A 14,691-nucleotide genomic window follows, 5' to 3' on the forward strand; every position below is an offset into this window, starting at 1 on the left:
TCTAAAAACTTGGGATTTTTATGAAAGGTATATTACCAATTCAATGATAGTAAATTGGAATAATGTTTTCAGTGGAAAGGATACGGCTACAATTGAAATACCATTTTCTATTACTGCGGAATTGTGGGGGAATGGAAGACCACCTATGGATTTAATAAATGAGCCTAATGAGAATGGAGAGTATGCCTGTGAGGGATGTGATCCCAATGTGGAAGGTTGGCAGATCTACATCCCCATCCTAATCCAAGTCGAGTTGTATGGAGAATTGGAGGCGAAGCATTTCACGACAGATGGGCAGAGCTTGAATGCAGTAATGCCCAACTACAAGTTGGATATGGATGTGAATGAACAGTATCCGGCATCATCTGGCACTCATCCCGACTATGAATACATCGGATATAAGAAATCGACAACAGGTGATCCGCCCAGCGGGGATATCATAAGCGGTATCCCGCCGTCGTTCAAATACAAGGGGGATTTCGATAAGTATATCATTCATTATTACTATAAAAAGAAAGACGGCGGAAAGGTGATCGTAAAGCATTTTACGAAGGACGGGCAGAGTCTCGACTGGCTGTTCACGGATCACGAGGATCAATTGGTAGTAGGAGCGCCCTACAGGCCCCGTCATCCCATTAATCCAAACTATGAGTATGCAGGGTACAAGAAATCGACAACGGGCACACCACCGTCTCTTGCGCCACCCTATACAAATGCCGATTACGAGATTGGAAATTACGACGGGAGCTTTGAGACGGCTTATTTGTACTATTTCTATGACGCATTGGTGACCGCTGGTGAAATCCATGTCCGTCACATGGTGAGAAACAGTCCAACGGAGCCATTCGTGATGAAGGACGACAACCGGATACCCGTTGCTGCACTGCCCCACACGCAAACGTTGCACGGGGATGACTCTTATGGCACAGTAGCAGGGCATAATATAAAATATACTGCTTTCGACGATACCATTAACAATGGTTCAAGCGCGAATGTGCTTCTTAACCATGCGCAAAAAAAGGCGTACATCACCTTTTTTTACGATAAGGCTGCTGATTGGACAGGAGACTTTGATGTTGTTCCCCAGACGATTGCATATCGGGATTCCTTTGTTCTCCATCCAAAAGATTTCCGGCTGAACGGATGTACGTACCAGTCTCATTCTTACAAGCTGGAACGAGGAATGACATGGATGGGGCCAGATGTAGCCGGACAAACGACGGATTCTGCTTTCACCCATTCGTCTTACCCGTCGGTTATTGGTGTAGGCACGCATAGGGCATATATGAAAATAAAGACGAGCTGCGGCGAATCGAACTGGATCGGGCCTAAAACTTTGGTCGTCAATGGCCCGGATGATAACGAACCACCCCAGTTCCAAATCGCATTTGTCAGACCGGAGGAGCCGACCAAGCCGGTTCACACCATCGTAGAGGGAACGGTGCTGAATCTCGTTGTCATTCAAGATCCGACTGTTCCTACACCGGCTGATCCGGATGGGGACACGCTATATTTTGATGAGTTTTTCTTTAGTCAAAGCCAGTCGCGATGGATCCAGTCACTGCCAAGCAAATATGCGGCTCATGAATGGGGAATGTACACCATTGCGATGGAAAAGGGCTTCCACAATATTTCTGCCCAAATACGTGATGAATGGGGATTAACGGCACAAGCATCGACTTATATCAATGTCGTACCAAGAAATCCGATCCCGGTCATCGATTGTCCGCCAGCCGTCATCGAGAATCATCCTGTGCGGGATGATGCCTTCAGCTCGAGCAGGAGCTACAGCCCCTTAGGCAGAACGATCCAGCATAGCCGTGACGAATGGACGAATAAGCGGGCTTCCTACACTAATGGAACGGATCAAGATATAACGGCAACTGTATCGCTCGAAGTATATGATTCGGCAGGCTTGAAATCGGAGTCGCCAGCTACTTGCACATTGATTGTCAAACCGGATCAGCCGCCAGTGGCCAAGCTCAAGGTACCTTCACTCGGAATTCGGAATGAATCGTCTGTAATTATTAACGAATCCTACAGTCCTGACGGAGATGAGATTGTTCAAGCCGAGTACAAATTCAAATATGACGCCAAAAACAATGGATTCAGCGATGATGCATGGCAGCCTATTGAAGGCAAGCCCGGCAACGTCGTCATTAACCCGCCTAAAGTAGGCAAATATTTGTTCTATGTCAAAGTTACGGAAGCCTACGGGAAGTCAGGAGATACTTCGGCTGCGGCCCACTCTGCGCTCATTCTGGATGTCGTGAACAATGCGCCAGAGGTCTCTTTTGAAGTGGAGGGCAAAAATCCGCAGCCTGACCTTGATGCAGCGGAGACTATTGGGGCGAGCGATATGATTCATTGGCCGGTTTATGTCACGAACAGTCATGAAGAGGTGTTCAACAAAACCAATCTGTGGCGTGCGGAGGGCGGCAGTTTAATTGGCGGCGAGGGCAAAAACTTTGGCGATCAGGGAGATAACATTTATCGAAAATATGTGTATTTGGACAATTATGCGTATAGAAATTTCCCATTGATCAATAATGGTTTCGGCAATAATCGGCTATCGCCTTGGAGATCAGCCAGCAGCTTTAATACCAGTCTGTCCTATGCGCTAGTGGACTTGCAAGGGAATGTTTTTAGAGAGAATCAAGGAATCAAGCTGCGATCCAATAAGAAGCTGTTCTATTTTAACAGTCTATCCACCTCGGCAACTAATGGAATATATGCACTCGATCCTAAACTGCTGTCGCCGCTGGAGCCATTTCTTCATCCGAGTGGCGGGTATCTCAGGTACAAATACAAGAACGGAAGCCCGTACAAATTTGTGATCCCTAATCGGGGGTGGCTGCTGGATTGGGACGTAACAGACCAATATCTTTATGTTGTGGAGAAAATCAATGAGCATATTAATCTGCGCATTTATCACGCCTTGACAGGAGCGCTGATTAAAGAGAGGAACGTAGTCTATGATTTGGGACGGTCAGACATGAACGGCTGGTCGATGTGGAAAATTGACCATACGAGAGGCAACCGTGTCCTGCTGCGCTCAGACTATTCGACGTTCATGAATCATAGAGCAGGGGCCCCGATTACGAGATGGATCGAGATCACTCCCGAACTGACGCTTATTGATAAACCGGACTGGACGATTCCTGCGCCAAGAGATCCGGCAGTTATTAATAATCACGGGGCGAAGTACAAAGTGGGGATGCTGTTCAGTGATCCTTACGGCAACCTTTATTCGCAAGAAGGCTTTACGCTCCGCAATGGGGATCATGATCAGTATTACGATCTCAGTGTCACCAAATATACGCCGGATCTGGCAGTTGCATGGCGAACCTACATGACCGCCCCGATGGAACAGGGATATCCGACAAAAGGCTCCACAGCAACAATCGGCAGTATGTTCGACTTCGATAAATATATCGGGCTTGCGGTCAATCCCTTCAAATCGGAAGTAGCAGCACGCTTCTACGAGATTCAGAGAATAGATGCTTACGGTACGATGCCCGCTGACGGAATGATGGTATTGGACACGCACAGCGGCGCTATTAAGCATCGGTACTCGAAGCTGCAGGGGGCGGATGTGAACCCGGTACTAATCGGCAATTATTATGTGGATTGGAGCGGCAACTCTATATCAGGCAAAGGAACGGTTACATCAGACGGCAATCGGACTGATCTGGGGAGCGTTTATAGCCCGACCGGCTCGCTTGTCAGCAAGCTGGATGTAAGTGACACTATTCCTTATGGCGAATATTTTGGCGACGGCTTCTATGTATATTTTACCGATTTGAGAGACAATCAATATACGCTGAATGTTGGGACAGGTACGCCGACAACGACACCGCTTGTGCGAAAAGCATATACAAACGGGCAGTTGATGTCGAATCTATCCCTTCAAGATGCAGAGATGAAATTCAGTTTCAGAATGCTGGATATTCCTTACGACAACGAGACGATGGGCTTCTCTTTCCGTATGCAGGATCCGAGAAATCGTTATGCCGTAGAAACAGATGGCAGCTCCCTTCAGCTTGTAAAATATGTGGGCGGCAGCAGGACGGTACTGCAAAGCGCCAGCTATCCGTTCCAATCGGATAAGAGCTACGGCGTCAGAATCAAGGCTGCAAGCGGCGAGATCGAGGTGTTTCTCAATAATATTCCTATACTTGCCGCAGCAGACTATACGTTCTCCGAGGGGAGGTTTGGCTATTACAGCGACAAGGCCTTTGTCCGATTCAGCTCATTCACGTATAAGGCTATTGACTACAAGGTGGAATGGTCCAGAGAGTATGCGATACTGGATGAAGAGACGGCAAGCGCGCATGTCGCATATAAGAACATCCTTTTTCTTGATCCAGAGGGTGATCCTAAGGCAGGCTCCTACCAGTGGAGCATCCAGCATACCCCAAGATTTATTAACAACGGGGGTGTTTCGGCCATGAATGGCCAAGTGTTCGATACCGAGCGGCTAAGCTTTGACAAGGTTGGCGACTATACGGTCACATTGCGTGCCAAAGATGATCCCAATGCTGACTATCCGTATCCGGATGAGACATTTGCTGCGTACCGGAAGAAATCGAATCCATATATGAAGAAGGTTACGGTGCATCGTCGTCCGGTGGCTCTATTCACAGTTACGGCAGGCGCAGATGGCAAGCTGCTCTGGACGGACAGGAGCTATGATCCCGACCGGTATGAGAGCCATACGAAGTATTCCACCGAAGCAGGAGGGATTGATTATCTGCGGACAAGGGGAATCGCGGAGAAGAAATTTTATTATACAACGCCATCGGGAGCAACTGTTTATGAGAAGCTTGTCACTCCTGGGGAAGCGGGTTATTACGAGATCGGAATGGCGGTAAAAGACGAGTACGGCGCATGGTCGGACTATACGATCACCGCGCTGGACGCAACTTCCATTCCAACGCCTGAATCACCGCCTGTGCCTGGCTTCTCAGCCTCTTCCATCCATACGTTCCGCAATGTCCCGATTACAATCGACTCGACTGCCTACGATGCCGAGGATGGGGGACGCGAGAATTTGCCGCATGAGTATTATATTCGCAATATAACTACTGGCGGAGCGGAATCCATGCAGAGCACATCGCGCACGAATTGGACAAAATCCTTCTCCAGCCTGGGGACATTCCAGATTCGTCAGCTTGTGCAGGACTCGTCAGGCGCTGAAGCGCAATCCAGCCGGCAGGTGAATATTGTGAACCGGAAGCCGGTGGCCGAGATCACGGTTCCGGAAAGTACGGATCAGAACAATCCGGCGAAGCTGCTGGAATTGCGCCCTGCGTTCCAATGGCGGTATGAGGATGAAGAGGGGGACGCACAGAGCCGCTACCAGCTGATGATTTACAAATATGGCGGAATCCCGCTGCTGGATACTGGCATCAAGCCGGGCAGCGTGAGGAGTTGGCGGCCAAGTGTTGATCTGCCTGAGCACGAAAGGATGTACATAATCGTTCGTGCATACGACGGCTATGATTGGAGCGGGTGGAGTGAGCCCAAGTTTTTCTATATCGAGACGAATAGGCCTCCGACAGCAGATTTTGACTGGACGCCCAAGCCAGTCTACGAAGGGGATATGATTCACTTGTCACATGCTGCAGACGATCCTGACCAGGATGTGCTTCAAGTGAATTACAAGGTAACGGATCGGGACGGCGTGGAGCAAGCCTTTGCTTATACCATCAACCCTCCTTATCGGGGCAAGGGGCCGGTATTCAAAGGGACGAAGACAGGCGTTTACAAAGTAGTGATGTCGGTCTCGGACGGCAAAGCCCCTGCAGTCGTGCTGGAGAAGTCAATTGAAGTGCTGCCGCTCAAGGCAGAGGGGCAGGTGAGCCATACTTCGCTATGGGATGAACGGCGGAAGGCCTTCAACAGGAAGGCAAGCGGCGGCGACAACAGCCCGCGGGATTATGCTGTTTTTTGGGCAGGTGAAAAATTCGTCCTCACAGCAGGGACAACGGCAACCGGTACGGCGACGAAGGCAGAGCGGGTAGTGGTGGCGATGAACGGGTTTTCAGCACCGCTTACCGTATCCAATGGTGCCGGAACGGCCTGGTCCGGCGAGATGTGGGATGAGAGCTTTGAGCATCTGCCGGATGGTCCGCTGGCCTTTGTTTTTACGGTGACCTACAGCAATGGAACGGTAAAAACCACGACCGTACCAGTCACGATTGCAGGCAATATTGGGCAAACGGTAGGCGTTCACCGCAGGCAGTAGGCGAGGTGTACTTGGCAAAATAATGATTGACACGGGCTGCCGGGCAGGGTTATAGTCGAACCAGGAAATCCACTAGGGGCGCCCAATAATGGGCTGAGATAAGGTATGCAGATACCTTGGTCCCTTCGAACCTGATCTGGGTCATGCCAGCGTAGGAAAGTGGGATTGTACGTGCGATATCGAGCCTCCTGACTATTATGATGGCCTATCATTTGTGATGGACGATCATAATGAACCGGATTGCTCGAGCCCCTGAGTCTGAAGTGTATGCTTCGACTTTCGGGGGACAGACCGCGACATTCACCGCTCCTTCGCCGGAGCGGTTTTTTTGTGCGCTCTGGTGATGGACGGCTGCGATGCTGCACGCAATGTCAATCACACCCTTCATACCTCATGCGCCTCCTAGGGATTATCCAACCATACCTTGGGAGGTTTTTATATTATGGCGATATTGACGAATCCGCTGCCGGGCAGCCGCAAAGTTTATGTACAAGGGAGCCGCGCTGACCTGCGCGTGCCTATGCGTGAAATTGAACTATCTCCGACAACAGGCCGCAACGGCGAGGAACAGAATGAAGCGATCCGTGTCTACGATGCCAGCGGTCCTTATACGGATACAGCTTATGAGTCTGATGTTCGCCGCGGCCTTCCTGCGCTTCGCAGCGCATGGATTGAGGAGCGGGGAGATGTAGAGGCTTATGAGGGCCGCGAGATCAAGCCTGCGGACAATGGCTTCAGCACGGAAGAAACGATGGTCAAGAAAGGTGCCGAGCTGTTCCCGGCATTAGAGCGCAAGCCGCTGCGCGCCAAGGCAGGAAGCAATGTGACGCAGCTCCATTATGCGCGCAAGGGCATCATTACGCCTGAGATGGAATATATCGCGATTCGCGAGGGCATGGAGCCGGAATTTGTACGCAGCGAAATTGCAATGGGCCGCGCTATTATTCCTGCGAATATTAACCATCCGGAGAGCGAGCCGATGATTATCGGACGTCATTTTCACGTAAAAATCAATGCCAATATCGGAAACTCCGCAGTCGCTTCCTCCATTGAGGAAGAAGTGGAGAAGATGACATGGGCGACTCGCTGGGGAGCCGATACGATTATGGATCTGTCCACGGGCAAAAACATCCACACAACGCGCGAGTGGATCGTACGCAATTCACCTGTTCCGGTCGGCACGGTTCCGATCTATCAGGCACTGGAGAAAGTGGATGGCAAAGCCGAGGATCTGAGCTGGGAAGTATTCCGCGATACGCTGATCGAGCAGGCGGAGCAGGGCGTCGATTATTTCACCATTCATGCTGGCGTGCTTCTCCGCTACATCCCGCTTACAGCGAAGCGTGTAACGGGTATCGTCTCGCGCGGCGGCTCCATTATGGCGGCCTGGTGCCTTGCGCATCATAAGGAAAATTTCTTGTATACGCATTTTGAAGACATCTGTCTCATTATGAAGCAGTACGATGTGTCGTTCTCGCTGGGAGACGGACTGCGTCCGGGCTCTATCGCCGATGCCAATGACGAGGCGCAGTTCGGTGAGCTGGAAACGCTCGGCGAGCTGACCAAAATCGCCTGGAAGCACGACATTCAAGTGATGATCGAGGGCCCCGGACATGTGCCGATGCATCTCATCAAGGAAAATATGGATCGCCAGCTGGAAGTGTGCCAGGAGGCTCCGTTCTATACATTAGGACCGCTGACGACTGATATAGCGCCGGGATATGACCATATTACCTCTGCCATCGGAGCGGCGATGATCGGCTGGTTCGGTACGGCGATGCTCTGCTATGTAACGCCTAAGGAGCACTTGGGACTGCCGAACAAGGAGGATGTGAAGGAAGGGGTTATTACCTACAAAATCGCTGCTCACGCCGCTGACCTTGCCAAAGGCCACCCGCGCGCGCAAATCCGCGACAACGCACTCTCCAAGGCTCGCTTCGAGTTCCGCTGGCGCGACCAGTTCCATCTCTCGCTTGATCCTGAGCGGGCAATGTCTTATCACGATGAGACGCTTCCGGCAGATGCGGCCAAATCCGCGCATTTCTGTTCCATGTGCGGACCTAAATTTTGCAGCATGCGGATTACGCAGGATATTCGGGATTATGCGGCGGAGCATGGCCTTGAGACACAGGAGGCAATCGAAGCAGGCATGAAGGAGAAGGCGGAATCGTTCAAGGCTGCCGGCAGCTCGATCTATGCTTGATAGGAGTATGGGGACTGCTGTGGAGGCAGACTCGCCAAGCTCATCGAATGGCAACGAGCAAGGCGGATGGGCGGAACGCTATTCACGGCAAACCCGTTTCTCGCCAATTGGCATGAGCGGTCAGAAGAAGCTGAGAGAGGCCACTGTGTTTATCGTGGGCAGCGGGGCGCTTGGCGCTTCGCTCGCTCAGCATATGGTTCGCGCAGGTGTTGGTACGGTCAAGCTTGCTGACCGTGATTATGTGGAGCCGAGCAATCTGCAGCGCCAGATGCTGTTCGATGAGGAGGATGCGCGGCTGGCGCTGCCCAAGGCGGTGGCGGCGGTCAACAAGCTGCGGCGCATTAACAGCAGCATTACGATCCAGCCGTTCGTCGTCGACGTGACGGAAGGCAACGCGCAGCAGCTTATCGAAGGCGCCGATCTCGTGCTGGATGGAACGGACAACGCAGCTGCCAGGCTGCTGCTGAGCGATGTTTGCTTTCGTGCCGGTATTCCATTCTTCTACGGCGGGGTTGCCGGTGCGCAAGGAATGAGCGCTGTTCTCGTTCCGGGGGCAACGTCATGCCTGCGCTGCTTGATTGGCGGGGATGAGCAGGAGGAAGGCGCGGAGACTTGCGATACGATCGGCGTTATCTCGCCGATCGTCGAATGGATCGCTTCGATGCAGGCTGTCGAGGCGCTGAAGTGGCTGACCGGCAACGGGGATGCGCTGAGGAAGACGTGGCTCACCGCTCATCTCTGGCCGTTCCGGGTCTACGAATCTGCGCTGCCCCGTCCTGTGCCGGGCTGTGCAATTTGCAGCGCGAATGCAGGCGAAGAGCAGCATGGGAAGCATGATCATGCGGAGATCCCGCGGACGGTCACGCTGTGCGGAAGAGACAGCGTGCAGGTAACGCTAGACCGGAGGATCGATTTGCCCGGCATAGAGCGTGCGATGACATCGCAGGGCTGCATTGTGACTGCCAATCCCTACCTTGTCCGAGCACATATTACGGATGCTGAGCGGCTTGTTATTTTTCCCGATGGACGTATTCTTGTGCAAGGAACGCAGGACCCGCTGCTGGCTGTGACGTTGTGCAACCGGTATGTTGTGAGCGTGCTGGACTGCTGATTTGGTAAGAGTTGCCGTTATTGAGGACATGGAAAGAAGTGGGTGAACAGCTGGATGAAGAAGTTGGACGATTGCCGCTTGTATGTCATAACGGGTGAGAATTATCATCCTGGTCGAAGCCTTCTCGATGTGATGGAGCGGGCGCTGATTGGCGGCGCGGATATTTTGCAATTGCGGGCCAAAGAGACGCCCAAGCGGGAAGTGCTCGCTCAAGCCTACGCGCTGCGCGAGCTGACCCAGCGGTATGGCGTGCCTTTTATCATCAATGATCATATCGATATCGCGCTGGCAGTTGGAGCGGACGGAGTGCATCTCGGACAGGATGATTTGCCGCTTGCGGAAGCGAGGCGGATATTGGGGCCGGACAAAATAATCGGGATCTCGACCCACCATATCGATCAAGCGCTGGATGCCGAGCGAGGCGGCGCGGATTATATCGGAGTTGGCCCTGTCTATCCGACTGGCACAAAGCCAGGCAGGAAGGCCGTAACTACGGACTATGTCCGTGAAGCGGCACAGAGGGTTCGCCTGCCGTTCGTCGCAATCGGCGGCATAACGCTCGATAATGTGGATGCTGTGCTTGAAGCGGGTGCTGTGCGTATTTGTGCCGTATCGGCTATTGTCGGAAGCGAGGATCCGGCGGAGGCTTGCCGGACGTTCCTGCATCATATAAGGCTGAAGCAAATGGATCATTTAATAGCGGGCTCGACGTGCACGGTTTGTGTTAATGGACGCGAAGAGCGGACGAGTGCGCGAACGGTATTAGAGCTGGTGGAACAGCTGAATCTCAGCGGCAAGAGAATGGTCGTTGAATTGAATGGCGAGATCGTGCCGCATGAGCGATGGGGGGCTGCTCCTATTGCAGATGGCGCGGTTTTGGAGCTTGTTCATTTTGTAGGAGGGGGCTGAACGAAGTGATCGCAGCAGGACATCATGATCCTTTTGTCATTAACGGGAAAAGACTCTCATCGCGCTTTTTCTTAGGAACGGGAAGATTCCCGAGCCCGGCTGTTCTGCAGATGGCGCTGGATGCTTCGGGTGCAGAGGTTATTACCTTTGCGGTTCGCCGCGTCAACCTTGAAAGTGTCGAGGACGATTCCATCCTGCAGCATATGGCAGACCGGGAGCTGACCTTTCTGCCGAATACGTCGGGAGCCAACAATGCGGATGAGGCTGTTCGCATCGCCAGGCTTGCCAGAGCGGCGGGACTCGGCAATTGGATTAAGGTTGAGATCAGTGCCAATCCGCGGACGCTGCTGCCTGATCCGATTGAAACTTTGCGCGCGACAGAGCAGCTGGTCAAAGACGATTTTGTCGTTCTTCCTTACACCTCGGATGACCCTATCCTCTGCAAGCGTTTGGAGGAAGCGGGGGCTTCCGCTGTTATGCCGGGGGGAGCGCCGATCGGCTCGGGCCTTGGTATTCTTAATCCATACAACATCGGGCTGATTGTGGAGGATGCGAAGGTGCCCATTATTGTAGATGCGGGCATCGGCTCCGCAGTTGATGTCGTGCGGGCAATGGAGCTTGGGGCGGACGGTATTCTGGTGAACACGCCAGTGGCCAAGGCGAATGATCCGGTGGCGATGGCCCGTGCCATGCGACTGGCTGTAGAGGCAGGGCGGACAGCTTATCAGGCTGGACGTATTCCGCAGCGGAAGTATGCATCAGCCAGCAGCGAAGCAGAAGGAATTCCCGCACCGTTGTATGCGGCTTCGCATGAAGGGAGCCAATAATCGTGCCCCCTCGTATTCTTATTCTCGGCGGGGGCATCATCGGTCTTTCATGCGCCTTCGAGGCTGTAGGGAACGGTGCGCATGTTACGGTTATTGAACCTGGCGCATTCGGCGGCCAGGCATCGGGAGCAGCGGCGGGCATGCTTGCGCCCTATACGGAGAATGCGGAGCAGCCGGATGCATTCTTCCGGTTATGTCTGGACAGCCTCAGCCGTTATCCGGCTTGGGTTGAGCGTATTGAATCGGTGTCCGGCATAAGCGCAGAGTTAATGGGAACCGGCAGTCTTACGGTAGCTATGCACGAAGCCGATGTACTGCCGCTTCATACAAGAATGGCTTGGCAGCGCGAATTCGGCGCTGACGCCGAAATTGTGGAAGGGGGACAGCTTCACGGGATGGAGCCGGAATTATCTGGCGGTGCGGCAGCGGCACTCTACAGCCCGCATGAAAGTCACGTGAATGCCCCTAAGCTGGTTGAATCATTGGAAGTGGCGTGCCGGAAGCTGGGGGTACATTTGCAAGCCAATGCGGGTGACGTAACGGTCCAGGATACAGGCAGCGGCATCAGGGTAACAACAAGTCATGGAGGCACCTTCGATGGTGACAAGCTGGTTGTCTGTGCCGGAGCCTGGGCTTGCCATTATGCGGAGCTGCTCGGATTTTCAATTCCTATCCACCCGATAAGAGGACAGATTTGCGCCTTCGATGGCCCGCTGCCGCAGGTGAACCATATGGTCTTCTCCAGCCAAGCTTATTGGGTCGGCAAGCAAAATGGCACTCTCGTATGCGGAGCCTCCGAGGATGTTGCAGGATACGATAATTCGGTAACGGATCGTGGTATTAACAGGCTTGTCCGCTGGGGGCCGCGTCTGCTCCCGTTTCTGGAGGGAAGAGAGCCAGTCATCCGTTGGGCGGGATTAAGACCTGCGACGCTTGATGGCTGGCCGCTTATCGGACCTGTGCCCGGCAAGCCGGATATTATTATTGCCGCTGGGCATTACCGCAATGGCATCCTGCTTAGTCCGGTCACAGCTGCTGCTGTAGGCGGTTTGTTAGCAGGCCGATCGGCTTCGGAATCACTGTCCTCATTCGCCCCAGACCGCTTCTCCTTGGCATCGGCAAGAGGTGCCAGATGAAAGCGCCGGATGATTATTTGGCGGATGCCCGAAGCAGAAGTTCGGGGGAACACTTGGGCAGGCATAAGGACAGCTCTGCTGCAGAGCCGCCCCGTATTCTAATCGTTGCTGGTTCGGACTCCGGCGGTGGAGCGGGTATTCAGGCTGATCTCAAGACCTGCCAGGAGCTTGGCGTATTCGGAATGACAGCCATTACGGCGGTTACAGCCCAGAACAGCACTGGCGTACAGGCAATACATCCTGTTCCTCTCGAAATGGTGGAGGCGCAGCTGGATTCCGTACTCGGTGACATCGGGTCCAAGGTCATGAAAACCGGAATGCTGCTGTCACCGGATGTGGTGCAGCTTGTCGCACAATCCATTCAAGGTCACGGTGTCGCCCATGTCGTTGTTGATCCGGTCCTCCATGCCAAGGATGGCTCCGCGCTGCTTCGTGCAGAGGCGATATCCTCTCTGCGGACAATGCTATTCCCGCTGGCTGAAGTGATCACCCCCAATATACCGGAGGCATGTGAATTGCTTGGCTGGCCGGAATCGGCAGTCGCGAGCGTGGATGACATGATTGAAGCGGCATATAAGCTGCTGGAGTTCGGCCCCCGTTACGTGCTGCTGAAGGGTGGACACTTGAGGGACAATGGGGATCAGCCACCCGTGCGAAATGCTAATTCCAGTGCGAATAGAACGTATATCGATTTCGCGCTGGATCATTCCGGCAGAGGCGGAGCGCTTGAATCGGATGGCTTCGCTGTAGATGTGCTTCTAGGAACGGAGCAGTCACATGCTGCAAAGCCGATTATTTTGCGTTCCCCTCGTCTGCAAACTGCTCATACACATGGCACGGGCTGTACGACAGCATCTGCCCTTGCCGCCTGTCTGGCACTCGGTCTATCTGTGCCGAAAGCAGCGATAAAAGCCAAACGGTTCGTCACAGATGCAATCTCCTGCTCGGTACCGCTTGGCAGCGGAGTCGGCTCGTTGTGGCATGCAGCACATCGGAGGAAGTAGCAGCGAATAGCCGCGTTGACGGACTGCGTGCCTCCCGCTGGGTCGGCGCCAACCGCCGTCACTTGCCAAGCACTCATGCATCGCCAAGCGCTGGTTGCACCAAGAGCGCCCAGCGCGCTAAGAGCGCTAAGTGCGCTAAGAGCGCCCAGCGCGCTAAGAGCGCTAAGTGCGCTAAGAGCGCCCAGCGCGCCAAGAGCGCCCAGCGCGCCAAGAGCGCTAAGAGCGCTAAGTGCGCCAAGAGCGCTAAGAGCGCCAAGTGCGCTAAGTGCGCCCAGCGCGCCAAGTGCGCTAAGAGCGCTAAGAGCGCTAAGAGCACTAAGAGCGCCAAGAGCGCTAAGAGCGCCCAGCGCGCCATACTTTGCTGACGCCTGCCTTATTGGCGCATCATTTCGCCACGCGTTATAATGGGGAAAAGAAATTGAGGTGAATGCTATGGCGAAGAAGAGGAGGCAGCCTCCTTCTCCAAGCGCAGCTTCTCAGGATAAACCCGCCACACTGAAGGATCTTCTTAGTCCTGATGTTCTGAGCAAGCTCAAAGCGCAGGCCGACGAGCTAAGTATGGCGGAAGAGAAGCGGCTGGAGGAGCAGAGAAGGCAGGACGAGGAGGCGCGCAAGGCAGAGCAGAAGCGTCTGGAGAATGATTTTGAATACTTGCTCAATAACAGCAGCACAGATTGGCGCAAACATAAATAATCATATTCAGGCGGTATCCAGCAGGCATTGCTCTTGTGAGCAGTGCCTCAGGCTGTTGAAAAATACTCCTCACCAGGGGAAAAGATTCTATAACCGATAAACATGCCTGCGAAACTGCATCTTTTCTCCCGTTTTGGCCTGCTGAAGATGAAATACCTGCCAAAGTGCAGGGATTTTTCCCTATTTCCCCTCTATCGGCCATTTCCTCCTCCTATTCCTGCACTATCGCAGGCATTCTACCACTTACGGCTTCTTTTAACCGAAATTCCTGCACGTGTGCAGGTTTCTTTCTCTGTCTGCCAGTTGGTGAAGTCAATTGCCGACCGATTTTCGTTTGGAGCCTTTTCCTAAAATGTCGAGTACTCCAATTTAATAATTACATTGTCGGAAAGAAAGTCCGCCAGACTTTTTCTCAGACAGCCTAAGGCATTGCTCTTGTGAGCAGTGCCTGTTCGATTCTGCTAAGGGGGCTGTTTATCGTTTTCAGCATCATTTCATTTGACAGTGATAATCATTATCAATTAAAATGATAAAGAATGATGATGCACTCGTATGAAC

9 protein-coding genes and 1 riboswitch are annotated in these 14,691 nt (G+C 53.1%); of the genes, 8 read left to right on the forward strand and 1 reads right to left on the reverse strand.

Annotated elements, in window-relative coordinates:
- The first annotated feature begins 145 nt into the window (after positions 1 to 145).
- Complete coding sequence (locus K0T92_RS07050; RefSeq protein ID WP_219871733.1) at positions 146 to 6,250, forward strand: glycoside hydrolase family 78 protein; 6,105 nt, start codon at positions 146 to 148, stop codon at positions 6,248 to 6,250.
- Positions 6,251 to 6,314: 64 nt separating this feature from the next.
- A riboswitch (TPP riboswitch) is annotated at positions 6,315 to 6,425 on the forward strand.
- Positions 6,426 to 6,458: 33 nt separating this feature from the next.
- Here the strand turns inward: K0T92_RS07050 and K0T92_RS07055 are convergent.
- Positions 6,459 to 6,638 (reverse strand): hypothetical protein, encoded by a 180-nt coding sequence (locus tag K0T92_RS07055; RefSeq protein WP_219871734.1) that lies wholly within the window; start codon positions 6,636 to 6,638, stop codon positions 6,459 to 6,461.
- 54 nt (positions 6,639 to 6,692) lie between these two features.
- Between K0T92_RS07055 and thiC the strand changes: the two genes are divergently transcribed.
- The 7 genes from thiC to K0T92_RS07090 all read left to right on the forward strand — a co-directional run bounded on the left by thiC (position 6,693) and on the right by K0T92_RS07090 (position 14,133).
- Positions 6,693 to 8,453 (forward strand): phosphomethylpyrimidine synthase ThiC, encoded by a 1,761-nt coding sequence (thiC, locus tag K0T92_RS07060; RefSeq protein WP_219871735.1) that lies wholly within the window; start codon positions 6,693 to 6,695, stop codon positions 8,451 to 8,453.
- Positions 8,446 to 9,564 (forward strand): ThiF family adenylyltransferase, encoded by a 1,119-nt coding sequence (locus tag K0T92_RS07065; protein ID WP_246627944.1) that lies wholly within the window; start codon positions 8,446 to 8,448, stop codon positions 9,562 to 9,564. Before thiC ends, K0T92_RS07065 begins: the two co-directional genes overlap by 8 nt.
- 54 nt (positions 9,565 to 9,618) lie before the next feature.
- Positions 9,619 to 10,473, forward strand: coding sequence for a thiamine phosphate synthase (gene thiE, locus K0T92_RS07070; RefSeq protein ID WP_343223654.1), 855 nt, complete (start codon positions 9,619 to 9,621; stop codon positions 10,471 to 10,473).
- A gap of 5 nt (positions 10,474 to 10,478) precedes the next feature.
- Positions 10,479 to 11,300 carry a thiazole synthase gene (locus tag K0T92_RS07075; protein WP_343223655.1) on the forward strand — a complete coding sequence of 274 codons (822 nt, stop codon included), beginning with the start codon at positions 10,479 to 10,481 and terminating at the stop codon, positions 11,298 to 11,300.
- A gap of 2 nt (positions 11,301 to 11,302) precedes the next feature.
- Positions 11,303 to 12,436, forward strand: coding sequence for a glycine oxidase ThiO (gene thiO, locus K0T92_RS07080; protein ID WP_219871737.1), 1,134 nt, complete (start codon positions 11,303 to 11,305; stop codon positions 12,434 to 12,436).
- Complete coding sequence (gene thiD / locus K0T92_RS07085; RefSeq protein ID WP_219871738.1) at positions 12,433 to 13,440, forward strand: bifunctional hydroxymethylpyrimidine kinase/phosphomethylpyrimidine kinase; 1,008 nt, start codon at positions 12,433 to 12,435, stop codon at positions 13,438 to 13,440. The genes thiO and thiD overlap by 4 nt, the downstream gene beginning before the upstream one ends.
- A gap of 432 nt (positions 13,441 to 13,872) precedes the next feature.
- Positions 13,873 to 14,133 carry a YqkE family protein gene (locus K0T92_RS07090; RefSeq protein ID WP_219871739.1) on the forward strand — a complete coding sequence of 87 codons (261 nt, stop codon included), beginning with the start codon at positions 13,873 to 13,875 and terminating at the stop codon, positions 14,131 to 14,133.
- Positions 14,134 to 14,691: the final 558 nt, after the last annotated feature.

The organism is Paenibacillus oenotherae, from assembly GCF_019443105.1.
GTDB lineage: Bacteria > Bacillota > Bacilli > Paenibacillales > Paenibacillaceae > Paenibacillus_Z > Paenibacillus_Z oenotherae.

Excerpts from the sequence above, each read along its gene's own strand:
- thiD (WP_219871738.1), top strand. The coding sequence starts at position 12,433 with ATGAAAGCGCCGGATGATTATTTGGCGGATGCCCGAAGCAGAAGTTCG.
- K0T92_RS07050 (WP_219871733.1), top strand. The coding sequence starts at position 146 with ATGGATTTAATAAATGAGCCTAATGAGAATGGAGAGTATGCCTGTGAG.
- thiE (WP_343223654.1), top strand. The coding sequence starts at position 9,619 with ATGAAGAAGTTGGACGATTGCCGCTTGTATGTCATAACGGGTGAGAAT.
- K0T92_RS07065 (WP_246627944.1), top strand. The coding sequence starts at position 8,446 with ATGCTTGATAGGAGTATGGGGACTGCTGTGGAGGCAGACTCGCCAAGC.
- K0T92_RS07055 (WP_219871734.1), bottom strand. The coding sequence starts at position 6,638 with ATGAAGGGTGTGATTGACATTGCGTGCAGCATCGCAGCCGTCCATCAC.
- thiC (WP_219871735.1), top strand. The coding sequence starts at position 6,693 with ATGGCGATATTGACGAATCCGCTGCCGGGCAGCCGCAAAGTTTATGTA.
- K0T92_RS07090 (WP_219871739.1), top strand. The coding sequence starts at position 13,873 with ATGGCGAAGAAGAGGAGGCAGCCTCCTTCTCCAAGCGCAGCTTCTCAG.